Annotated in this window: 21 protein-coding genes; 17 read left to right on the top strand and 4 right to left on the bottom strand. The window is 55.2% G+C overall.

Annotated features, from left to right (window positions below; genetic code table 11):
• Together QZ869_RS08500 and QZ869_RS08505 are read left to right on the top strand one after the other, a co-directional pair.
• Positions 1-1060 (top strand): porin (locus QZ869_RS08500; RefSeq protein ID WP_296103999.1); only part of this gene is annotated, 1060 nt, incomplete at its 5' end.
• Positions 1061-1348: 288 nt separating this feature from the next.
• A complete protein-coding gene (locus QZ869_RS08505; protein ID WP_296104002.1) occupies positions 1349-2416 on the top strand; it encodes a porin in 1068 nt (355 codons plus the stop codon).
• 150 nt (positions 2417-2566) lie between these two features.
• Here QZ869_RS08505 and QZ869_RS08510 read toward each other — a convergent pair whose 3' ends face one another.
• Positions 2567-4642 (bottom strand): lytic transglycosylase domain-containing protein, encoded by a 2076-nt coding sequence (locus tag QZ869_RS08510; protein ID WP_296104003.1) that lies wholly within the window; start codon positions 4640-4642, stop codon positions 2567-2569.
• 384 nt (positions 4643-5026) lie between these two features.
• Here QZ869_RS08510 and dapA point away from each other — a divergent pair, with 384 nt between their 5' ends.
• The 5 genes from dapA (at position 5027) to QZ869_RS08535 (ending at position 10408) form a co-directional block, all read left to right on the top strand.
• A complete protein-coding gene (gene dapA, locus QZ869_RS08515; protein ID WP_296100882.1) occupies positions 5027-5911 on the top strand; it encodes a 4-hydroxy-tetrahydrodipicolinate synthase in 885 nt (294 codons plus the stop codon).
• Between the two features lie 140 nt (positions 5912-6051).
• Positions 6052-6531, top strand: coding sequence for an SsrA-binding protein SmpB (smpB, locus tag QZ869_RS08520; protein ID WP_296019557.1), 480 nt, complete (start codon positions 6052-6054; stop codon positions 6529-6531).
• A gap of 560 nt (positions 6532-7091) precedes the next feature.
• Positions 7092-7595: an oxidoreductase gene (locus QZ869_RS08525; protein WP_296039937.1), complete on the top strand. Its 504-nt coding sequence runs from the start codon at positions 7092-7094 to the stop codon at positions 7593-7595.
• A 9-nt stretch (positions 7596-7604) separates the two neighbouring features.
• Positions 7605-9539: an EAL domain-containing protein gene (locus QZ869_RS08530; protein WP_296104006.1), complete on the top strand. Its 1935-nt coding sequence runs from the start codon at positions 7605-7607 to the stop codon at positions 9537-9539.
• Between the two features lie 173 nt (positions 9540-9712).
• A complete protein-coding gene (locus QZ869_RS08535) occupies positions 9713-10408 on the top strand; it encodes an FkbM family methyltransferase (protein WP_296104008.1) in 696 nt (231 codons plus the stop codon).
• A 130-nt stretch (positions 10409-10538) separates the two neighbouring features.
• On the opposite strand, the gene QZ869_RS08540 is transcribed toward QZ869_RS08535, so the two are convergent.
• Together QZ869_RS08540 and QZ869_RS08545 are read right to left on the bottom strand one after the other, a co-directional pair.
• On the bottom strand, positions 10539-12032 hold the full coding sequence (locus QZ869_RS08540) for a methyl-accepting chemotaxis protein (RefSeq protein ID WP_296100889.1): 1494 nt from the start codon (positions 12030-12032) through the stop codon (positions 10539-10541).
• Between the two features lie 168 nt (positions 12033-12200).
• Positions 12201-12773, bottom strand: a complete 573-nt coding sequence (locus QZ869_RS08545) for an NYN domain-containing protein (RefSeq protein WP_296019545.1) — start codon at positions 12771-12773, stop codon at positions 12201-12203.
• 279 nt (positions 12774-13052) lie between these two features.
• Here QZ869_RS08545 and rpoZ point away from each other — a divergent pair, with 279 nt between their 5' ends.
• The 9 genes from rpoZ (at position 13053) to QZ869_RS08590 (ending at position 20873) form a co-directional block, all read left to right on the top strand.
• Positions 13053-13445, top strand: a complete 393-nt coding sequence (gene rpoZ, locus QZ869_RS08550; RefSeq protein ID WP_296019543.1) for a DNA-directed RNA polymerase subunit omega — start codon at positions 13053-13055, stop codon at positions 13443-13445.
• Between the two features lie 246 nt (positions 13446-13691).
• Positions 13692-15926: a bifunctional (p)ppGpp synthetase/guanosine-3',5'-bis(diphosphate) 3'-pyrophosphohydrolase gene (locus tag QZ869_RS08555; protein ID WP_296104011.1), complete on the top strand. Its 2235-nt coding sequence runs from the start codon at positions 13692-13694 to the stop codon at positions 15924-15926.
• Between the two features lie 190 nt (positions 15927-16116).
• On the top strand, positions 16117-16263 hold the full coding sequence (locus tag QZ869_RS08560) for a DUF3563 domain-containing protein (RefSeq protein ID WP_296019594.1): 147 nt from the start codon (positions 16117-16119) through the stop codon (positions 16261-16263).
• Positions 16264-16382: 119 nt separating this feature from the next.
• Positions 16383-16961, top strand: coding sequence for a DUF2062 domain-containing protein (locus QZ869_RS08565; RefSeq protein WP_296019536.1), 579 nt, complete (start codon positions 16383-16385; stop codon positions 16959-16961).
• On the top strand, positions 16958-17362 hold the full coding sequence (gene acpS / locus QZ869_RS08570; protein WP_296019534.1) for a holo-ACP synthase: 405 nt from the start codon (positions 16958-16960) through the stop codon (positions 17360-17362). The genes QZ869_RS08565 and acpS overlap by 4 nt, the downstream gene beginning before the upstream one ends.
• 131 nt (positions 17363-17493) lie before the next feature.
• The gene (lepB, locus tag QZ869_RS08575) at positions 17494-18240 is read left to right on the top strand and encodes a signal peptidase I (RefSeq protein ID WP_296019531.1); all 747 of its coding nucleotides are present in this window, start codon (positions 17494-17496) and stop codon (positions 18238-18240) included.
• A complete protein-coding gene (gene rnc, locus QZ869_RS08580; protein WP_296019529.1) occupies positions 18237-18956 on the top strand; it encodes a ribonuclease III in 720 nt (239 codons plus the stop codon). Before lepB ends, rnc begins: the two co-directional genes overlap by 4 nt.
• A 10-nt stretch (positions 18957-18966) precedes the next feature.
• Positions 18967-19926: a GTPase Era gene (gene era, locus QZ869_RS08585; RefSeq protein ID WP_296019526.1), complete on the top strand. Its 960-nt coding sequence runs from the start codon at positions 18967-18969 to the stop codon at positions 19924-19926.
• A gap of 194 nt (positions 19927-20120) precedes the next feature.
• Positions 20121-20873: a Crp/Fnr family transcriptional regulator gene (locus QZ869_RS08590; RefSeq protein ID WP_296019524.1), complete on the top strand. Its 753-nt coding sequence runs from the start codon at positions 20121-20123 to the stop codon at positions 20871-20873.
• Between the two features lie 605 nt (positions 20874-21478).
• On the opposite strand, the gene QZ869_RS21760 is transcribed toward QZ869_RS08590, so the two are convergent.
• Positions 21479-21658, bottom strand: coding sequence for a hypothetical protein (locus QZ869_RS21760; RefSeq protein ID WP_367115324.1), 180 nt, complete (start codon positions 21656-21658; stop codon positions 21479-21481).
• Between the two features lie 172 nt (positions 21659-21830).
• On the opposite strand from QZ869_RS21760, the gene QZ869_RS08600 reads away from it, so the two are divergent.
• Positions 21831-22184 (top strand): response regulator, encoded by a 354-nt coding sequence (locus QZ869_RS08600; protein WP_296104014.1) that lies wholly within the window; start codon positions 21831-21833, stop codon positions 22182-22184.
• The last annotated feature ends 78 nt before the right edge of the window (positions 22185-22262 follow it).

Here is a 22262-nt window from a genome sequence, read left to right on the forward strand (position 1 = left end):
AAAGGCCGCTGACGCTATCGTCGCTGCTGAGCCTGAGCCCCTGGAATACGTTCGCGTTTGCGACGCTTTCGGCACTGGCTTCTTCTACATTCCTGGCACCGAAACCTGCCTCAAGTTCGGCGGTTACATTCGTTTTCAGACCGACTTCGGTCGTGATCTTTCCGGTACATCTGACTGGAATTCGTTCACACGCGCCCAGTTCGAAGTAGACACCAAGACCGATACCGAGCTAGGTACGCTCCGTGGCTTCATTGGTTTCCGCGGCAACGCTGAAAATGGCTCGTCGGCTTCGTCGTCTGTTTTCGTTGACCAGGCCTTCATTGAGCTCGGCGGCCTGAAGGTCGGTAAGTTCTACAACTGGTGGGATGACGATCTCTCTGGCGAAACCGATCTCCTTTCTTCCAACACATTGTTCAACTCTATTCGTTACACCTACGACGCTGGCTCCTTCTGGGCCGGTATCTCGGTTGACGAACTACAGGGCACGAACGATCAGTTCCGCACAATCACTGGCCTCGGTCCAGTTGTAGGCGGCGTGCAGACGTTTAATGTTCGCGCTGAAGCAGACAACAATGTCGGTATCTCCGCTGGCGTCGGTGCAAAGCTCGGCGGCGCAACGCTCCAGTTAATTGGTGGTTATGACACCGACCAGGAAGAAGGCGCTGTTCGTCTGATCGCAACCGCTGATGTCGGTCCCGGCACGCTCGGACTGGCTGGCGTATGGGCTTCCGGCACCAACGCTTACTACGCGCTGTCTGAATGGGCTGTTGCTGCTGAATACGCGATCAAGGCAACTGACCGCCTCACGATCACGCCCGGTGCGCAGTACCTCGGTAACGTCGCTGACCGCGTTGCTCTGCTCGACTCCACAGGTGCATTCAGCGGCTCGACTGCCATCGTATCCAACGATTGGTCCAACCGCGATGCCTGGACAGCTGGTGTGACGGTTGATTACAAGATCACCGAAGGCCTTGCTACCAAGGTTACGGCCAACTACTACGACGAAGACAACCGTCCTGACTTCTGGACCGGTTTTGTTCGCCTTCAGCGTTCGTTCTAATCTCATCTGATTTGAGGTTAAAAGTTTTTGAGAACCCGGCTTTCGAGCCGGGTTTTTTCTTTCTTTATCTCCGGCTCTAGTTGCTGAGGCCGCAGCGCGTTTGATGAGGACGTCAACGCGGTTGTTTTTTGTGTTGGCGATGTCACACTGTGAGAGGAAGATAATCGTAAGGTCTCCAAATTAATTCATGTCCATTGCCCGCTAACTTTTCTTTGTCTCTAATCGCCGTGACGGAGCGGCGCACGAGCGCGATTGTCCGCTGTTATCCGAGTCCGATTGGAGAACGACATGCATATCAGAAGCGTTTTATTTGGCGCCGCTGCGGTACTTGCAACGGTGTCAGGCGCCAATGCCGCCGATGCCATCGTTGCAGCCGAGGCTGAGCCCCTGGATTATGTTCGAGTCTGTGACGCTTTTGGAAAAGGCTTTTTCTATATTCCGGGAACCGAGACATGCATGAAGTTCGGTGGCTACATCCGGTTTGAGACAGACTTTGGTCCCAATCTTTCCGGCTCTTCCGATTGGAATAGTTTCACCCGCGCTCAGTTCGAGGCCGATTTACGCTCCGACACCGAGCTTGGCGCCCTGCGTGGCTTTATCGGCTTCCGTGGCAATGCAGACTCCGGCGTGGGTGGTGCGACGGCCGGAACGTCCGGCAACCTGGGCTCCGGTGTGTTCGTTGATCAGGCCTTCATTGAAGTTGCCGGCCTGAAGATTGGTAAGTTCTATAGCTGGTGGGATGACGATCTCTCTGGCGAGACGGATCTTCTTTCTTCCAACACGCTTTTCAATTCGATCCGCTATACCTATGACACCGGCGCATTCTCCGCAGCAGCCTCCGTAGATGAGCTCGAGGGCGTTGCCTTTGTTGGAGATTCGGCACGTGAGGGCAATAACAACGTCGGTATTGCCGGTAGCCTCGCAGGCAAATTCGGCTCCGCAAGCCTTTCGCTCATTGGGGGCTATGATACTGATCGCGAAGATGGTGCGCTACGTTTGATCGGCTCTGTAGATGTGGGGCCGGGCTCATTCAGTTTTGCCGGTGTCTATGCGTCGGGTGTAAACGCTTATTACGCACTCTCCGAATGGGCCGTCGTTGCCGAATATGCGTATAAGGCTACGGACAGACTGACGCTCACGCCAGGTGTGCAGTGGCTGGGTAATGTAGCCAGGAAAGATGCGTCCTTCGATATCATCAATGCCAATTGGTCCAGCAATGATGCTTGGACGGCCGGTCTGACGGTCGATTACAAGTTCACGGAAGATTTCGCGGCCAAGATCACTGCCAACTACTATGACGAGGATAATCGTCCGGAGTTCTGGTCGGGCTTTGTTCGTTTGCAGCGTGACTTCTAAAAACTTGCTCGCAACGGCGTGAAGCGGGTTGCGAGCCACGGCAACTTCTACACAACACTAGCGTGACCAGCGCCGGTGTTACGGCAGCGATGGGCGGAACAAAAGCTCGAACCGATAGTGGTAGGCTTGGAAAACAGCGAACCACCTGACTCAACCGGCGCGACCGTTCCGCAGATCGCTGACAATATCCGCCTGTTGACCAAGTCTGGTCTTATACACCTGGTAGTTTTCCATAACCCTCTGAACGTAGTTGCGCGTTTCGGGAAAGGGAATTCGCTCTATCCAGTCTACAACCTCGTCAATGGACTTACCCCTTGGGTCGCCGTATCGAGCGATCCATTCAGGCACCCGTTTCGGTCCGGCATTGTAGGCGATGAAGGTCAGGATGTAGGAACCGCCGAAGCTGTCAATCTGTTCGCCAAGATAGTGAGCGCCCAGCGTCGCATTGTATCCCGCGTCAGTGGTCAGCTTTGCTTGTGTGTAGGCCATACCGTGACGGCTTGCGACGCCCTTTGCCGTTCCCGGAAGCAGCTGTAGAAGGCCGCGTGCATTGGCGGGCGAGACGGCAGAAGGATTAAAGGCGCTTTCCTGTCTGGCGATGGCGTACGCAAGCGCTTTGCCGGAGCCGGATATGTTCGCACTGAGGGGAATAACACCAATCGGATAGGCGAGGGCAGCTGCGTCTATACCTCGGCTGAAGGCGGTCTTGCCAATCTGTAGCGATACCTGGTGGTTGTTGTTCCGTTCGGCGCGTGTCGCCAGGATCGCCAGCTCACCAGGACTGTCGATCTGATCCGCCAATGCACGGTATATGCCGTCCGCACGCCAGCTATACCCGGCGGCCTCAAGGCGCTCAATAGCGCGTACTGCTTCGCGTTCGGCAAACCTAGTCCGGTCTTCATCTGTAGGTGATGGATAGGTGACGTTGAGCGTCGTGACCCCGATACGCGCGGCAGCGAGTTGTCCATAGAACGTTCCGGGATGGGAGGCGGCTTTGGCGAAATAGTCGCGGGCACTGCCGGGCGCGCCAGCTTCTGCCGCACGTCCGAGCCAGTAATAGGCGCGGGAGGCGGAAAGCGGCCGGTTGGAGGCGGCGAGAAGGGCATTGAAATGTTTTGATGCCAAGGACGGCTCATGCAGGGCGCGAAGCGCGTACCAGCCCGCATGGAACTCTGCATCCGCCACGTCTACGGGTGAGGTTGCCGAATGATTGGCAGCGACACGATACGCGCCATGGAAATCACCAAGATCTGCCAAGCCGCGGGCAACGATTCGGCGTTCATTCCACCATTCGCCTGGATTGACGAGTTTGCTGCTCTCTTTGGGTGCCCGCTCTAGAAGCTTTGCTGCGTCCGCATACTTTTGTTGATGTCTCAGGTTTTCAATCTGAGCAAAAAGATAAACAGGGTCGTTTCTCCAGGCGGACCCAACTGCGTTCAGGAGCCCGGGCGCATTTTTTGTGCGTTGAAGAACCGCGGCCCAAGCCTTGTAAAGCGATTGCGCGCTGCCGAGATCGCCGAATCGTTGGGCTTGGCTGACGCGACTGCGATACATCAGGTAATCCATCCGCGCCTTGTGATCGGCAGGCGAAAGCAGACCGGCAAACTCGGCCATCACGCGATCTTCCAGATCGGTGTCCATGCCCTCAGTCACCCACAATTGGCGGATGAGTTGCTGAGCGCGGGCGGTGTTTCCGGAAGAGGTCAGGGCATGTGCAAGCGCAATTGTTCCCTCCGGCGTTTCCGGTCGCGACGTGCTGAACATCGCAACTACGCGTGCGGGGGGGAGGTCTTCCCGCAGGACAGCACGTTCCGAATTCGCCCTCAGCGTCGAGAGGCCCGGCCAACCGTTGAGCTCCTTGAGCGCCCCGGCAATCTCAGTGGATGATACGTCCTTCTGCCCGGATATGGCGATTGCCCAAGTCAAGATGTGGCGGTCGAGACTGTCTTCGACGAGGCTGTCACGGACGGCGATCGCCCCTTTTGCATCCCTGTTTGAAAGAGCGTCGAGACCAACTTTCAACCTTGAGACGTCGATAGGTTTTTGCGGGCGGACGATGGACCCCGTTACTTCCGGCGATGCAGGCATGAACGCCGGAACGGCTGGCGTGTTGGGTCGGGCGAAAGGCAGCGGCACGATATCGTCCCGGGCAGGCCCAGCCCACGCGCTCCATATAGTCGCAGCTATCCCTGTCGCCACCAAGCCCAAAAGTGCTGTTTTCTTCATCCCTTACTCACCAGCCCAACGACAACCAAAACGAACGGCGAAAACCTTGAGGGAAGGCGATCCAGCGATTGCTAGTAGCCTGTGTGCAGCGCGAATGTGAGCGCTGTCGCCTCGCTTCCATTAGTGATCGTTAGCCTTAACGAAACTCTAATCGAAAGGCGCGCATTCGATCAATTTCGGTAACATCCGGCTGAAGTCGCCGTTCGCAAGTCGATTACCGTCCCTTAAGCGGGTCCCGCGCGGGGAGCGCCAAACTATTTGCGTGTCCAGGACGAAAGCCGAGCTTAAACGCTTGTGGGCCGACAGGGTCCACACTAATGTGACAACCGTTTTAACCACGGAATGCGGCTGAAGCATGAACTGGCTCACCGCAAGGAGTTTTGCATGTTCAAGGGATCTATTCCCGCCCTGATTACGCCGTTCACTGAGCAAGGCGAGGTGGACGAAACGGCTTTTGCCGCCCATGTGGAGTGGCAGATTGCCGAAGGCAGCAGCGGCCTCGTGCCCGTCGGTACGACAGGGGAATCGCCAACCCTGTCGCATGACGAGCATAAACGGGTCATCGAGCTGTGCGTAGAGGCTGCGGGCAAGCGGGTCCCGGTCATTGCTGGCGCAGGTTCCAACAACACCAGCGAAGCGATCGAGTTGGCACTCCACGCACAGGAAGTTGGAGCTGACGCTCTTCTCGTGGTGACGCCATATTATAACAAGCCCACGCAGAAGGGTTTGTTTGCACATTTTTCCGCGGTTGCAGAAGCGGTGAGCCTGCCGATCATCATCTACAATATTCCGCCTCGATCGGTCATCGATATGATGCCGGAGACGATGGGCGCACTCGTCAAGGCGCACAAGAATATCGTCGGCGTCAAAGATGCTACTGGCAAGCTCGACCGTGTCTCCGAGCAGCGCATTCACTGCGGTAAGGACTTTGTTCAGTTGTCGGGTGAAGACGGTACGGCACTGGGCTTCAACGCTCATGGCGGCGTTGGCTGCATTTCCGTCACCGCGAATGTCGCACCGCGTCTCTGTGCGGAATTTCAGGCTGCGATGGCTGCAGGAGACTATGCACTTGCGCTCGATTATCAGGATCGCCTGATGCCGCTCCACAAGGCCATCTTCATGGAGCCTGGCGTCTGTGGCACCAAATATGCGATTTCCCGCACGCGCAAGGGTAGCCGAAAGGTGCGGTCACCACTGATGGATACGCTCGAGCCAGCAACTGAGGCCGCTATCGATGCAGCACTCATACACGCGGGCCTTTTAAACTGATTCCAACCGGAATTCGTCACCCGAGTAGATGCAGAGATGCGCGCCCGCCGCGCATCTTCACTTTCTCGCTTGCATTGATTACATAAGCGCTGAAAGTCGCGCGTCCCCTCATGTGCGGACAGATGGAAATGGAATAGGATATGGCCCCCAAAGGCAGCCAGCGCATCGTCAACAAGGTTGTAGCCGAAAACCGCAAGGCACGCTTCAATTATGAAATCCTCGACACCTACGAGGCGGGAATCGTGCTGACTGGCACCGAGGTGAAGTCATTGCGCGACGGTAAGGCCAATATTGCTGAATCCTATGCGTCCGACGAAGGCGACGAGATATGGCTGATCAACTCGCATCTACCCGAGTATCTTCAGGCGAACCGCTTCAATCATGAGCCGCGCCGACGTCGCAAATTGCTGCTCAACAAGCGGGAGATCAATCGTCTGCGCGCTGGCATCAATCGCGAAGGTATGACGCTTGTTCCGCTGAAGATCTACTTCAATGACAAGGGCAGGGCAAAGCTTGAGTTGGCCTTGGCGAAGGGTAAAAAACTTCACGATAAGCGTGAGACTGAGAAAGAACGCGACTGGAACAGGCAGAAATCCAGGCTGCTCAAAGGAAATGGCTGAAGCACTAAGCCGGTAGATTCTTGCTCTTTATTCTGTGGGAGGTCGGAGTGACACCGGTCCTGAGCGTAGGCTTCACAGCTTTCGTTTGCGGAATTGAATCACGGTCTACGGAGTAGAGGCTTCCTCTCAAGTAATCACAACGAAATACAACAGATCTTACTGATGATTCGATAAGATCTGTATTGATCTATTCTATGTCTCTTTGCTAGATAAGCTTACTTCTACTTAAGATGGTGCGTGCAGGTTAGGTGCGGGTTATCGTCTTGACGCGATATTATTCATTTCCCGGGTTTCTTAAAGCTAATTGCAGAATTTCGTTGCTAAATCTGAAAAGAAAACGCTTGAGGAGAACCTTCGGTAAACGCTCGCTTTAGATGAATCTTTTCCAGGTTTTTAAGTGGCTCAAAGACGGCTAACATGCGTCATATTAAAGCTTCGCTTTGCGCAAATGGATCGAAACTTTAAGACATTAGTTTAATATTTTCTAATATAGATTAGTCTTGAAGCGGAGCTGCGGGCGGCCCGTGTCTGCCGAGAGCAAGCCCGGGAGGATGTGTGTCATGAATATCATTCGCTTGATCCTTTGCGTGTTATTTTTTCTGCCATTGGAAACCGCATATTCGCAAGATTTCCCTGCGCCGGCGGGCAAGCCGATTCTGATTGTTTCGGGGAAGATCACCAAGACCAATGTCAACGGCACGGCGCAATTCGACCGGGAGATGCTAGAGAAAATGGGATTGGTGACGGTGGAAACCAAGACGCCTTGGTATGAATCGCGCACCCGTTTCGAAGGTGTCTCAATGGCCAAACTCATGGACTTTGTCGGAGCGCAGGGAACGACAGTCACGGCAGTCGCACTGAACGATTATGTCAGCACAATTCCTGTGAAGGATTTTACCGCGTTCAACGTCATTCTTGCTATGAAGCGCGATGGCGAATATATGCAGGTAAGGGACAAGGGACCGCTTTTCGTCATATACCCTTACGACAGCACGCCGGAACTTCAATCGCAGACTTACTACACGCGCTCCGCTTGGCAAGTGGCCAAACTCATAGTCGAATAAAGGTGACATTTGCGAAAGGCGCTGGCAGTCGTTGTTTGCTGCTTCATACTTGCCACCGGCTACATCGCTTACGTGATAGCTGAGCGTCAAAACGCGCTCCAAAAATTTGCGAGATACAACGACTCCTGGGCGGTTAGCCAGGCAGTAGGGGAATATGTCCGGTTCGAGACCCTGCTCGCCGAATATGCCCTCGGAATTGACGGTGTCGGCAAGGAAGAATTACGCCTTCGCCTCGATATCGTGCTCGGCAGAATGATCTCTTTTCAGCAGGGAAGTTTAACCGCTTTTATGGCTTCAAAGCCGGAGATGCGTCAGGCCGTCGGCGAACTCGACAAGATACTGGAGAGGGTCGACAACCAACTGGATGAGTTGTCGCCAGCCGAAGCACGCGCGCTTCTGCCCGAAATGAGCGGGCTCGTTCCGCAACTCACTGCTATTGCTGCCGCGTCTGTAGCAAATGATGTCGAGATGATCGATGCGGCACACGCCGAGGTGCGCAAGCTGCACATCATCTACACGGCGCTCGCTGCAGGGCTCATACTGTGCGGTATGGCGCTGATCGTGTTGCTACTGCGTCACAACCAGCTGCTCAACCGTGCGCAGAAAAAACTGACCCTTTTGACCGAAGAATTGCAGACTGCAACGTTAGAGTTGCAGTCAAACAATCTTCGACTTGAATATGACGCACATCACGACACGTTGACGGCCCTCCCAAATCGCACACTTTTCCGCAAGGAGCTTGTGCGTCGGCTTAATCCCGAATCGCGTATTGACAGGGTCGCTCTGCTCCTGCTTGATCTCGATGGCTTTAAGGAGATCAACGACACCCTCGGTCACGACGTGGGAGACGCGCTTCTTAAAGCCGTGGCCGCACGTATAGTCCCGCTTGGACAGAGCAACGAGCTGATCTGCAGGCTTGGCGGTGACGAGTTTGCGTTGGTGACGGACAACTTGGGGGAGGCGGAAGCCCTCGATGTTGCTCAATGTCTCATTGAGCGTATCGCCAGCCCTTACAATATTGGCGACATGGAAATAAAGATCGGCACCTGCGTTGGCATTGCCATCTCACAAGAAAAGGTCGATGCAGACGATTTGCTGAAACATGCCGACCTCTCCCTTTATGACGCCAAACGGCAGGGAGCGGGGAAGATTGCGGTTTATAGAGACTATATGCAGAGCCAGCTCTCCGAGAAGCGCTCTTTCGAAGCGGACCTTCAATCCTCGCTGCTGAATAACGAGATGGAAGTGTTCTATCAGCCGCAGGTTTCCACGCAGAGCCGGGATATTTGTGGCTTTGAAGCGCTTCTGCGCTGGACGCATCCGGTGCGCGGACAAGTCCCTCCAAGCGAATTCATTCCCATTGCAGAAAGAACAGGTTTCATCAACACGCTCGGTAAATGGGTCCTGGAGACTGCCTGTAAAGAAGCCGTGCGGTGGCGTCCGGATATCAAGATTGCCATCAACCTTTCCCCTGTTCAGCTTCACAGCGCTAATCTCATTCAGAACGTTGTAGGTGCGCTGGAAAGAAGCAACCTTTCCCCCGGACGCCTGGAATTGGAAATCACGGAATCTGTTCTTCTTGGCAACAGCGACCAGACGCTCGCCATCCTCGATAGTCTCAAAACCGTTGGGATCACGATGGCCATGGACGATTTCGGAACGGGCTATTCTTCGCTGAGCAACCTGCGCCACGTTCCCTTCGCAAAGCTCAAGATCGATCAATCTTTCCTGGGTGATATCGTCACCGACAAGCAGGCGCTGGCCATTGTCGAGTTTGTCGTAGGTCTTGGTCGCAAACTGGGCATGACGATGATCGCCGAGGGCGTCGAGACAGAGCAGCAATATGCCGTCATGCGCCAACTTGGGTGCGATCAAGTCCAAGGCTATCTCGTCGGCAAGCCGATGCCAGTCGTCAAGCTTGCGGACCTTGGCGTTTATGCGTAAATGCTTTTTCAATTGGTGCCGAAACGCACGTTGATTTTCCGATAGCGTGGTAAGGATCACTCGCTCGGAGCCGAAGCATTCCCGGGAATGACGGCCGATGTAGCAGATCGCCAGCGCTTGAAACCGGGACATGCGGCTTGCCGCGACGCAGATGTAATTTGAAAGGACACAACGTGGAAGCTTTTAAGGTACATGGTGTCCTGCTGCCATTGTCTCCCGATGAGGTGTCGCCGATTATCTGGCAGGCGCTGAAAGACGGCAGCTACGAGGCGAAGGAAGCCCGAAGCGTTGCGCGAGCGATCAGGGATGGAGACCGTGTCCTGGAACTTGGTTCGGGTATAGGTGTCATTACCTCGGTTATTGCCCGTATCCCGGGCGTTTCCGTCTGGGCTTTCGAGGCCAATCCCTCCACCGCTCGCCTGGCCGAACGTGTTCTTGAGGCCAATTGTGCAAACAATGTCCGGTTTTCCCAGGGCCTTCTGACTGCGGGGGAGCCTGAGAGCCACACATTCTATGTTCGGCGCGACCTGTGGATGTCATCCATGGATGAAAATCAGGGCCCCTATGAGCATCGAATAGAAATCGGTTCGGAGAATATTGACGAGTTCATTGACCGTCATTGCATCAATGTGCTGGTCATGGACATCGAGGGTGCTGAGCGCGATTTGCTGAATGACGCCACCCTGGCTGGCGTCGAGCGGATTTTCGTCGAGCTACACGATCACCTCTATGGCCTCTCGGGCGTGCGTGATATCATGCAGGCTCTGGCGCTGAAGGGCTTTGCCTATGATCCGCGCGGTTCGCGTGGTCCCTGTGTGCTATTCACCAAGGGTGATGAGCCCCGCGACTACGACCCGGACGTCGATTAAGGATTGTCAGCGCCAATGGCGTCGTCGGTCCGGCCACGCTCGCAAAGCGAGGCAGAAGTTTAAAACCTCGCGTCAAGCATATGGTGCTCGGCTGGCGAAGGCTGGGCCTTGCTGAAGCCCAGCCAGTTCGCTAAGCGGCGCGATAGTGCTTCTGATGGGGCACAGTCTTTGCCACGTTGAAACGAGAGATCAGGTCGGCCAAGCTGTTGCTGATGTCGCTCAACCCATGGGTCGATGCATTGGTTTCTTCTACCATGGCAGCATTTTGCTGGGTCAGTTGATCCATGCTGGTGATAGCCGTGTTGATTTCCTGGATGCCGACAGCCTGCTCACGCACCGCTTGAGTGATTGCGCCGATATGCTCATGAATATCGTCGACCTTCTCACCGATGGAGTTCAACGCTTCGCCAGTACGGTTTACCAGCGATACGCCATGCGCCACGTCCTGCGACGACTTGTCGATCAGGCTGCGGATTTCCTTTGCTGCGGAAGCCGAACGCTGAGCCAGTTCCCGTACCTCTTGCGCGACGACGGCGAAGCCTTTGCCAGCCTCTCCGGCACGTGCTGCTTCAACGCCCGCATTCAGCGCCAGCAGGTTGGTCTGGAAAGAAATCTCGTCGATGACGCTGATGATCTGGGTAATCTTCTGTGACGACCCCTCGATTGCGCTCATGGCTTCGACAGCTTCGCTGACCACGTGGCGTGATCGTTCTGCTTCTTCTGCGGAGCTCTTGACGATCGCTTGTGCTTGCTCGGTCCGTGTCGCGGATTGTTTCGAAATGTTGGTGATCTGATCGATCGCTGCAGCGGTCTCTTCGAGCGATGCAGCCTGTTGCTCGGTGCGTCGCGCCATATCGTCGGTCGCCGATGTCAATTCGCGGGTGTTGTTGGCGATCTTGTGCGACTCGTCGACGATTTCGGTAAAGGCTTCGGAAAGACGGCCGAGAGCTTTGTTGAAGTTCTCCTTCAATCCACCGAACTCCGACGGCACCACACCGTCGATACGCGAAGTCAGATCGCCTTGCGCCATCCGATCGAGCGCGCTGTTCAGCAGCGACAGAATGTGGTCCTGCTCTTCCTTCATGCGTTTCTGTTCTGCCTCAACCTTTGCACGCTCATCAGCAAGCACGTCGAGATAAACGGAAATCGAGTAGTCCATGTCAAGCAACGCGGCCTTGATCGTCGCACTGATGCCCTTGGTAACTTTCTTGCCTTTCTTTTCGACGAGAAAGCCCTTCAGTTCGGACTCCACGATGGCTTTGATGATGCCTTCAAGAATGAGGGCATAACCGCCAATGTACCAGCGCGGCTCCAGACCCAGGCGCGCATGGGTACGGCCGATAGCGCCCACAGCTTTGGTGTAATCTGAATCGAATACGCCAGAGGCGATGCGCGTCCAGTGTCCGATCTGCATACTTTTAGCGTGCTGAATATGTGCTTCGCTGGAAAAGAACTTCGCCGTATCGGGAACAGCTTTGGCTTTTTTGTAGAATGTATCGAGGGAATCGCTGAGTGTGCCTGTGATGGTAGACTTTAGGCCCGCAAGATATTGTCTCTGTTCTTTGTCTAGGCCAAGAAAGTTTAGTCTTTCATCGAGTTGCAAATTGTCGCGTGGCACGGTCATAAATAAAGCCCCTGATATTGTGCGTGTCCCAACTCGCACCGAAGAATTCTCAGGAAGAATGGCTTGATATGCTTAAATATTTGCTAAATATCTAAATTATACTATTGCGTTGAAACAGGCGCGCGCCAGTTGAGACCGGGGCGCCTGCCGAAAGCTTGTAAAGTGGCCTCAGTCCACCGTCTCAACCGCTTCGGAGGGGCGTGGAGCGCGCTCGCTGGGATCGCGGCCAATCTCGGCCTTGAGCGACAACAGGTCGATGAAATGGTCTGCCTGACGGCGCAGGTCATCCGCTATCATGGGAGGCTGGGTCGACATGGTGGAGATGACAGAGACCTTCCTGCCTTTTCGTTGCAGGGCGTCCACCAGGGTTGTGAAGTCGCCATCGCCGGAAAAAAGCACAAGATGGTCCACGGTCTCGGATTGCTCCATGGCATCGACCGCGAGTTCGATGTCCATATTACCCTTGATCTTGCGACGACCCATCGCGTCGGTGAATTCCTTGGCTGGCTTGGTCACTACTTTGTAGCCGTTATAATCGAGCCAATCGATAAGCGGGCGGATGGAAGAGTACTCCTGATCTTCGATCAGCGCAGTATAATAATAAGCGCGCAACAGATACCCGCGCTTCTGGAAAGCTTTCAGCAATTTGCGATAATCGATATCGAAACCGAGACTTTTCGAAGCTGCGTAGAGGTTTGCCCCGTCGATAAAGAGTGCAATTTTCTCACGTGGGTCGAACATATATAGGAGGTCCTCCAAAGCGACTCTCTGCCGCCAATATCAACGCGGTGCCGGGCTTGGATAACACTGCGTCTATTATACATTATTAAGCATTCATATAAGCTTGTTTACATAACAGTCCATACCCTGGGCTACAATTGGCACTAACTTTTAAGGGTATGGTTGGTTGCATCCGCGGGGGAGACAAACGACGGAAAATAAGGAAAAACTTGAAATTGACGGACAATGTCTGTATCGGGACCATTAATCAGCGAAATCAAGACTCGTAAAGGACAGGCAATGGCCCGTGTCACAGTAGAAGATTGCATTGACAAAGTAGACAACCGCTTCGAGCTCGTCCTTCTGGCAAGCCACCGTGCGCGGCAGATTTCGCAAGGTTCGCAGATCACGGTTGACCGCGATAACGACAAGAACCCCGTCGTCGCTCTACGCGAAATTGCCGACGAGACGCTGTCTCCCGACGACCTGAAGGAAGATCTCATCCATTCGCTGCAGAAGCATGTCGAAGTCGATGAGCCAGAACCCGATCCGGTAACGCTCGCTGCCAACGCGACCAGCGAGAACGAAGACGACGACGCGCCGGAAACTGTAACCTTCGATCAGATGTCGGAAGAGGAGCTTCTGGCCGGCATCGAAGGCCTTGTTCCGCCGGAAAAGAACGACGACTATTAATAGAGCTTGTCGCGCAAACGTTTTGCGCGGGTTTGCCGTGACGACACATGAGGCAGGTCAGGCGTCAGCGCGTATCTCAATGATCGCGTTACGCGTTAACTCCGCAGGTGGTATCGGCTACGGTCCGGTTACCCTCTGTAAATGATTGTCGTCATAATCTTATCCTGGATTATGTAGCATCGTGCGCCAATCTGGCGGGGTATCTCCCGTCCATTGGCGCGCTTTCTTTTTCGGGGCATCCCATTCATGATGCGACAATACGAACTCGTGGAACGGGTTCAGGCGTACAAACCTGACGTGAACGAAGCCTTGTTGAACAAGGCCTATGTTTACGCGATGCAGAAGCATGGCCAGCAAAAGCGGGCCAATGGCGATCCATACATCTCCCACCCGCTGGAAGTCGCCGCAATCCTCACCGAAATGCACCTGGATGAATCGACCATCGCGGTCGCTCTTCTGCATGACACGATCGAGGATACCAGCGCCACACGCGCTGAAATCGACGAGATGTTCGGCGAGGATATCGGCCGGTTGGTCGAAGGGCTGACTAAGCTCAAGAAACTCGATCTCGTCAGCAAGAAAGCCAAGCAGGCCGAGAACCTTCGCAAGCTGTTGCTGGCCATTTCCGACGACGTTCGCGTACTGCTCGTCAAGCTTGCCGACCGTCTGCACAATATGCGCACCATGGAGCATATGCCGGCAGACAAGCGTAGCCGCATTTCCGAAGAGACGATGGAAATCTATGCGCCGCTCGCAGGGCGCATGGGTATGCAGGATATGCGCGACGAGCTTGAAAATCTCTCGTTCCGCTATCTTAATCCCGAAGCATTCGAAACTGTCACGAAGCGTCTCTATGAGCTTGAAGAGCGCAATGAAGGCCTGATCAAAAAGATCGAGGACGAGTTGCGAGAACTACTCATCTCCAATGGTGTCGAGGGCGCCATGGTTAAGGGACGGCAGAAGAAGCCGTATTCGGTTTTCCGCAAGATGCAGTCCAAGTCGCTCTCCTTTGAGCAACTGTCGGACGTCTACGGCTTTCGCATTCTCGTGCAAGATATTCCGTCGTGCTACCGTGCGCTCGGCATCGTCCATACGCGCTGGCGCGTGGTACCCGGTCGCTTCAAGGACTATATTTCCACTCCAAAGCAGAATGACTATCGTTCAATCCACACCACGATCGTCGGTCCTTCGAGACAACGTATCGAACTGCAAATCCGCACTCGACGCATGCACGAGATAGCTGAATTCGGTATCGCCGCGCATTCGCTCTACAAGGATGGCGAAACGGGCGATACGGAGCAGCTTTCCACCGAAACCAATGCCTATTCCTGGCTGCGTCACACAATCGAGTCGCTGGCCGAAGGTGATAATCCCGAAGAATTTCTTGAGCACACCAAGCTCGAACTGTTTCAGGATCAGGTCTTCTGCTTTACCCCGAAGGGGAAGCTTATCGCACTTCCGCGTGGTGCAACGCCCATCGACTTCGCCTATGCGGTTCACACCAATATCGGCGACACGACGGTAGGCGCCAAGATCAACGGTCGTATCATGCCGCTCGTTACGCGGCTCAACAACGGCGACGAGGTTGAAATCATTAGATCCGGCGTCCAGGTGCCGCCTGCCGCATGGGAAGAGGTGGTTGTCACCGGCAAGGCGCGCTCTGCCATCCGCCGCGCGACCCGTATGGCGATCCGCAAGCAATATGCGGGTCTGGGCTACCGCATCCTTGAACGAACATTCGAGCGTGCGGGCAAGACCTTTTCGCGGGAGGCATTGAAGCCCGTGCTGCATCGTCTTGCCCAAAAGGACGTGGAAGACGCGATTGCAGCTGTCGGCCGAGGGGAGGTGTCGTCGCTCGATGTTCTGCGGGCGGTCTTCCCCGATTATCAGGATGAGCGTGTGACCGTGAAGATGACCGGCGATGACGGCTGGTTCAATATGCGCAGCGCATCCGGGATGATCTTCAAGATTCCTGGCAAATCACGCTCCGCTTTGGAAGATGACGGCGCAGCCGAGCTGCTGGATGGGCCTGACCCCATGCCGATCCGCGGCCTATCTGACAATGTCGAGGTCCATTTCGGCGCGACTGGAGCCGTACCTGGCGATCGCATCGTGGGCATAATGGAGAAGGGGAAGGGCATCACCATCTACCCGATCCAGTCTCCTGCACTGCAACGGTTTGACGATGAGCCGGAACGCTGGATCGATGTGCGCTGGGATCTCGACGAGGCGAACAAGTCCCGCTTCATGGCACGGCTCTTGATCAACGCGCTGAATGAGCCGGGGACGCTAGCCTCGGTGGCGCAGTCCATCGCGACGCTTGATGTGAACATTGGAGCGCTCAGCATGGTTCGGATCGGCACCGATTTCTCCGAGCTTTCACTGGATGTAGAGGTCTGGGATCTTCGACAGCTCAACCAGCTTCTGTCCCAGTTGAAAGATCTCGATTGCGTTTCTACGGTCAAGCGTGCCTTCGATTAATGCACCAGGTGCCTAATAAAATGACTTTCATGCCGATGCTATGCGTTAAATGCATGGCAGCGGCCTTGTCTTATCCGTAGTCATGAGCACGGATGGGGACTATCTTCACTCCAGAAATCAAGAGCAACAGAGGCCTTCCGGCACATCAAGCCGTTGACGATGTGGCCTCAAGTCTGGAAAGGAAATGAAGATGTTTGCACCGCTTCGTAAGATCGCCCGCGCTGTCCGTGGCAAGTCTGTACAAGAACGTGAGTTCGACTACCTCAGTGGTTCGGTCTCGAATGTCGATCTCGAGCTTCGCCAGCGCGAAGTTGATCGTGGCATGTTCCGGAGATAATGCAAAAATGCATGGCGGACATGCCGCCGTGCTTAAATGGGGCGCTTTAATGGTCCCGTGACGCTACGGCGCCCTTTTCGCCACTTGGCGGAATGCGGGCGATGACATAAAGTCCTCTCATGCCCTTTCGCCGTCGTCGTCCTTTAGCGCTTTCGGAGCGCCTGCTTGCCGCACTCTGGCCCCGAATGGGGCTTCGGCGATCGTTCCGCTACATGAAGCTGAAGCTCGTTCGTTTGTCGGCCTCGCCTTACGCGGTGGCGGCGGGTGCGGCGATCGGCGTCGGTGTCGCCTGGACCCCGTTTCTCGGTATCCATATCCTGATCGCCATGATGATCGGTTTTATCCTGCGAGCAAATCTCGTTGCAGCAGCACTCGGAACCACCTTCGCTAACCCCCTGACATTTCCGCTTATCTGGGCTTCGACCTGGGAGCTAGGGCATCTGATGCTGGGGCGCAGCGGCGATGAGACCGCCGCCCACGTGGATTTCGTCACCATTTTCTCCCATATGAATTTCCTGCAATTGTGGAAGCCGGTTTTGGAGCCGATGGCGGTCGGCTCGCTTGTCCCGGCAGCCATATCCGCTGTGTTGACCTATTCGGCGGTCTATGTCGTCATTCGAGGCTTCCGGCAGCGCAAGCATCAGCAGATCGCTGCCCGCGCCGCAAACCGCAACGCGCTTCTGGATATGGTTGAATGATTGTTGGACTGGGAAGTGATCTTATCGACATCCGCCGGGTTGAGGCATCTATCGAGCGTTTTGGCGACAGGTTCACGCATCGCTGCTTTACCGATGTCGAACGAGAGAAGTCCGACCGCCGCAAGAACCGTGCAGCCTCTTATGCCAAACGCTTCGCTGCGAAAGAAGCCTGCTCCAAGGCACTTGGCACAGGCTTGGCGCAAGGGGTTTTCTGGAAGGATATGGGCGTTATCAATCTGCCAAGCGGCAAACCGACAATGCTGTTGACCAACGGTGCTGCCGAGCGCCTTGAGGCGCTGATGCCCGCAGGCCATGAAGCGGTGATCCATCTTACGATCACAGATGATTTTCCCTATGCCCAAGCCTTCGTTATCATTGAAGCACTTCCGGTTCAGCGGTGAGCGAGCAGGCTGAGCCTGTGGCCTGGCGTACAGAAAAGCTTTCCTTTGGTCCTGAAAGGCACTAAAGCATCAAAAAGGACCGCAGAGCGGTTTTATGACAATGGCGATGAACGAGCAGACAGGTCTCTTAAGTGTCCGAAAAAGCAGAAAAGAAGCAGAGCGCCCTCTGGGAAAACGTCAAGGTCATCGTTCAGGCTCTGCTGCTGGCGATGGTTATTCGAACCGTGTTGTTTCAGCCGTTCACCATTCCGTCCGGCTCCATGATGCCGACGCTGCTGGTTGGTGACTATCTGTTCGTCAACAAGTTCTCCTATGGCTATTCCAAGTACTCTCTGCCGTTTTCGCCTAACCTGTTCTCAGGCCGCATTCTTGAGTTCAGTGAGCCAAAGCGCGGCGATGTGGTTGTCTTCCGTCTGCCGCCAAACCCGGAAGTGGACTATATCAAGCGCCTCGTCGGCCTGCCTGGTGACCGCATTCAGGTGACCAACGGCGTTCTCTACATCAACGGCAATCCCGTTCCAAAAGAGCCGGACGGCGTCTTCACGTCGGATTACCGTGCAGATCCTGGCACCAACGTGCCGGTCTTCCGCGAGAAGCTCGACAATGGCGTGACATACGACACGCTCGATCAATCGCCAGACAGCCGCGGTGATAACACGCGTGAGTTCATCGTTCCTGAGGGCCATTATTTCATGATGGGCGACAACCGCGACAACTCTCTGGACAGCCGCTTCGACGTAGGCTTCGTTCCGGCTGAAAATCTGGTTGGTCGCGCCAGCGTCATCTTCTTCTCTCTTGGCAATGACACGCCATTCAGCCACATCTGGGAATGGCCGGCAAACATGCGCTGGGATCGCATCTTCAAGGTTGTTCGATGAGTAAGGCCAAACCGCTGCAGACGGATGAGATCTCCCGTCTTGAAGCGCTGATCGGATATGAATTCAAGGAAAAGGCCCGGCTTGACCGGGCCTTGACACATGCAAGCGCCCGCTCGGCGAAGGCTGGCAATTATGAGCGGCTGGAGTTTTTGGGCGACCGCGTTCTGGGCTTATGTGTGGCGGAACTGCTGTTTTCAACTTTCAGAAACGCGACCGAAGGCGAGCTTTCTGTTCGTTTGAATCAGCTCGTCAGTGCTGATTCCTGTGCGGCGATTGCCGATGAAATGGGTCTGCATCTCTTTATTCGCACAGGCTCCGACGTCAAGAAATTGACGGGCAAGGCCATGCTGAACGTGCGTGCCGATGTCGTGGAAAGCCTGATCGCCACGATCTATCTCGACGGCGGCTTGGAAGCTGCACGCAGCTTCATCCTGAAATACTGGCAAGGCCGAGCCAACGGCGCGGATGCAGGTCGCCGGGATGCGAAGACCGAGTTGCAGGAGTGGGCGCATGCGAAGTTCGCTGCTACCCCCAACTACCGGGTTGACGATCGCTCCGGACCGGATCACGATCCACGCTTCACGGTAACTGTGGAAATTCCAGGCGTTGCGCCGGAAACCGGCGTCGACCGCTCCAAGCGCGCCGCAGAACAGGTCGCCGCGACGAAACTATTGGAACGCGAAGGCGTCTGGCAGAAATCATCTGCCGCAAACTGATTGGATATTCATGACCGAGAATGATTTCGCCGCAGCGCCCGGTGAGGGCAATGATGATGATGCCAAGGCCGCCGTCCCGACGCGGTCCGGTTTCGTTGCGCTGATCGGGCCGACCAATGCCGGCAAGTCGACGCTGGTTAATCGACTGGTGGGCGCCAAGGTTTCGATCGTCAGCCACAAGGTGCAGACGACGCGCGCGGTAATGCGTGGCATCGCCATTCATGACAATGCGCAGATCGTCTTCATGGATACGCCCGGTATCTTCAAGCCGCGCCGCAGGCTGGACCGCGCCATGGTCACGTCCGCATGGGGCGGAGCAAAAGATGCGGATGTCATCCTGCTGCTGATCGACAGCGAGCGTGGTCTGAAGGGTGATGCGCAAACCATTCTGGAAGGCTTGAAAGACGTCCGCCAGAAGAAAATTCTTTGCCTTAACAAGATTGATCAGGTTAAGCGCGAAGACCTGCTGAAGCTCGCCGCGGCGGCCAATGAAATCGTAGCCTTTGATCGCACCTTCATGATCTCCGCTACCAACGGTTCCGGCTGTGACGACCTGATGAATTACCTGTCGAGTGAACTACCGCAAGGTCCCTGGTACTATCCGGAGGATCAGATTTCCGACTTGCCAATGCGTCAGCTTGCGGCCGAAATCACCCGTGAGAAGCTATTCCTGCGTCTCCACCAGGAATTGCCATACGCGTCTCATGTCGAGACGGAGAAGTGGGAAGAACGAAAGGACGGCTCGGTTCGCATCGAACAAGTCATCTATGTCGAGCGCGATAGCCAGAAGAAGATTGCTCTCGGCAAAGGCGGAGAGGCGATCAAGGCCATTTCGTCCGCATCGCGCAAGGAGCTGTCCGAAATTCTCGAACAGCCGGTTCACCTGTTCCTCTTCGTCAAGGTGAGGGAAAACTGGGGCGACGATCCTGAGCGTTTTCGCGAGATGGGACTCGAATTCCCGAGAAACTGAACGGGTTGCGCAAACGCTTCAGGTTTTGCTGCCAAGCATTTTGGCAAAGCAAGGATCTGAAGCGCGGCGCATTTAAAAAGACCTCATGTTTTTTTGCATTTTCCTCCCGTAAGGGAACCTTTTTCAAGGAAGCGGAAAGGGGTTTCGTGATAGCTGTGATGCATTAAACTTTTTCTCGCCTCCCACGGATCATTATGTCGCCGAAAAAGCCAAGCGGTGCTTCTACCACGCCCTGTGAACAGTGCCCGCTTCGGGATATTCCCCATTTTCGTGACTTTTCGCCGTCTGAACTGAGTTTCGTTTCGCGGTTCAAGACCGGTGAACTTTCCGTCGAGAGCGGAGCGCTGATCCTGATGGAAGGTTCTCATAGCGCCCATCTCTTCACCGTTTTGGAAGGCTGGGGCTTTCGCTATAAGGCACTGGAAGACGGGCGACGCCAGATCCTGAACTATGTGATGCCGGGCGATCTCATCGGTTTGCAAGGAACCGTGATGGGCGAGATGCAACACTCGGTGGAAGCCCTGTCGCCCGTGACGCTTTGCGTCTTCGAGCGGGGCAGACTTCAAAGCCTGTTCACTGATCACCCTTCACTGGCCTTCGACCTGACCTGGATTGCCGCAAGCGAGGAGAGGATGCTCGACAGCCACTTACTGAGTGTAGGCAGACGCACAGCAATCGAGAGGGCAGCCTATCTTCTGGCATTCCTGCATCAAAGAGCGATCCGCGTCGGCCTGCTGCAGAAAGGCTGGCCGATCCCGGTGACGCAACAGCACGTGGCCGATACGCTCGGCCTTTCCATCGTCCATACTAACAAGACGCTGAAAAAACTGGCCGAGCGCAATTTTATCCGCTGGATCGACAAGGGCTGTCTCGTCTTGGATGAAGAGGGGCTTGCGCAGATCGCGGGTTGGGACAGCGAATCGCGCGACAAACGGCCGTTTATCTAGGTATTTTGCGCCAGAACGTAATGGCTTCGGCGCCGGATCATGCGGCAAAGACGCCGCCGGAGATGCTCATTTTATGATTTCCGGGCTTCTTCATGAGATTAAAGGCGGCAGGTAGGAGGCCATCCTCTTCGGGAGCGGATCGTGAAATCCGAGGCCACCATTCTCGCCGATGCCGGGCCGCTCTGGAGTCAACGCCCGCTGCGGTCAGTATGGATTGCGCCAGTTCCTCACCCAAGGTGCACGCTGCCACCCACCACACAGCCTTCATCCTTTCAGCAAGCGCGTCTGAAGGTTAGAAACATTGTCGAGAGAATGTTCTGCCGGTTCAACGATTGGCGGCGCATCGCTTCAAGACGCGACAGCTCGCCGCAACTGACCAGCGTCAGAATCCCGCCCAGTTCCCTGAGGCTAGGTCTCCTATGGCTCCGGCAACCTTTGCCATCATCCTTCAGGCAGGGGAGGTGAGGGGCTTTGTGGCGTTCGAGACCAACTGAGGTCTGCCAGCGATGCATAAGTGACGTTTCGAGGCAAGTTCGAACTTGGCGACAAGCTGCCGCAACTTCTCTGCTTCGCTGGCAAGCGACGTGCTAGAGGCGCTCTCCTCCTCAACTATGGCGGCGTTTTGCTGGGGTCGTCGGGTCCATCTGGTTTACCGCCGAGTTGACCTCTGACAGTCCGACCGACTGTTCCTGAGCGGAGGTGGCAATGGCGTCCATGTGATTGTTGACGATCACCACGTAGTCTTCAATCACCCTGAGAGGCGTGATTTTCGTTTCAATAGCCATCGTCCGAGCTTCACCCTAGCTTCTGAGTTGCAACTTCTTCGGGTGGCAACGGTATCCAGATATGTCTTTTTTAAATGACGTGGATGGCTTGATCTGCGATGTGACAGCCTGACATGCATTTTTTTAATTAAGATGGCCTTCAATTGGGTCCGGCCCGGAGAAGATAATAATTATGGTGCCTCAACGTGTTCTCATTATCGAGGACGAGTATCTGGTTGCGATGGACGCCGAGGCGTGTCTACAGTCCATGGGGGTGGACACCGTAGAGATCGTGACAACGCTTGCTCAAGCGCAGGAAGCGCTTGAGAGATCCAGGCCGGATTGCGTTCTGTTGGATGTCAGTCTTTCTGACGGCATGAGCTATGAACTTGCAAGACGATTGAAAGAGCACGCCGTTCCGTTTGGTTTCGTCAGCGGCTATGGTGATACAAGCGGCTTTCCGGCGGATTTTGCCGATACGCCGCTTCTGGACAAGCCTTTCGCAGAGCCGGAGTTGAAGGCTTTCGTCACGCGGCTTATGGCGTAATCATTGGACCCGAAGCGCCTGCACGGGCTATAAAGGCTTGACGACGCGACGATCTGTTCCGTTTGTGTTGAGACACTG

Origin of the sequence: uncultured Agrobacterium sp., assembly GCF_913777885.1 — a bacterium.
Taxonomy (GTDB): Bacteria; Pseudomonadota; Alphaproteobacteria; order Rhizobiales; family Rhizobiaceae; genus Agrobacterium.

What these genes read in the sequence shown, in the direction of transcription:
- QZ869_RS08505 (WP_296104002.1), top strand. Translation starts at nt 1,349, where the DNA reads ATGCATATCAGAAGCGTTTTATTTGGCGCCGCTGCGGTACTTGCAACG.
- QZ869_RS08510 (WP_296104003.1), bottom strand. Translation starts at nt 4,642, where the DNA reads ATGAAGAAAACAGCACTTTTGGGCTTGGTGGCGACAGGGATAGCTGCG.
- dapA (WP_296100882.1), top strand. Translation starts at nt 5,027, where the DNA reads ATGTTCAAGGGATCTATTCCCGCCCTGATTACGCCGTTCACTGAGCAA.
- smpB (WP_296019557.1), top strand. Translation starts at nt 6,052, where the DNA reads ATGGCCCCCAAAGGCAGCCAGCGCATCGTCAACAAGGTTGTAGCCGAA.
- QZ869_RS08525 (WP_296039937.1), top strand. Translation starts at nt 7,092, where the DNA reads ATGAATATCATTCGCTTGATCCTTTGCGTGTTATTTTTTCTGCCATTG.
- QZ869_RS08540 (WP_296100889.1), bottom strand. Translation starts at nt 12,032, where the DNA reads ATGACCGTGCCACGCGACAATTTGCAACTCGATGAAAGACTAAACTTT.
- QZ869_RS08545 (WP_296019545.1), bottom strand. Translation starts at nt 12,773, where the DNA reads ATGTTCGACCCACGTGAGAAAATTGCACTCTTTATCGACGGGGCAAAC.
- rpoZ (WP_296019543.1), top strand. Translation starts at nt 13,053, where the DNA reads ATGGCCCGTGTCACAGTAGAAGATTGCATTGACAAAGTAGACAACCGC.
- QZ869_RS08555 (WP_296104011.1), top strand. Translation starts at nt 13,692, where the DNA reads ATGATGCGACAATACGAACTCGTGGAACGGGTTCAGGCGTACAAACCT.
- QZ869_RS08560 (WP_296019594.1), top strand. Translation starts at nt 16,117, where the DNA reads ATGTTTGCACCGCTTCGTAAGATCGCCCGCGCTGTCCGTGGCAAGTCT.
- QZ869_RS08565 (WP_296019536.1), top strand. Translation starts at nt 16,383, where the DNA reads ATGCCCTTTCGCCGTCGTCGTCCTTTAGCGCTTTCGGAGCGCCTGCTT.
- acpS (WP_296019534.1), top strand. Translation starts at nt 16,958, where the DNA reads ATGATTGTTGGACTGGGAAGTGATCTTATCGACATCCGCCGGGTTGAG.
- rnc (WP_296019529.1), top strand. Translation starts at nt 18,237, where the DNA reads ATGAGTAAGGCCAAACCGCTGCAGACGGATGAGATCTCCCGTCTTGAA.
- era (WP_296019526.1), top strand. Translation starts at nt 18,967, where the DNA reads ATGACCGAGAATGATTTCGCCGCAGCGCCCGGTGAGGGCAATGATGAT.
- QZ869_RS08590 (WP_296019524.1), top strand. Translation starts at nt 20,121, where the DNA reads ATGTCGCCGAAAAAGCCAAGCGGTGCTTCTACCACGCCCTGTGAACAG.
- QZ869_RS21760 (WP_367115324.1), bottom strand. Translation starts at nt 21,658, where the DNA reads ATGGCTATTGAAACGAAAATCACGCCTCTCAGGGTGATTGAAGACTAC.
- QZ869_RS08600 (WP_296104014.1), top strand. Translation starts at nt 21,831, where the DNA reads ATGGTGCCTCAACGTGTTCTCATTATCGAGGACGAGTATCTGGTTGCG.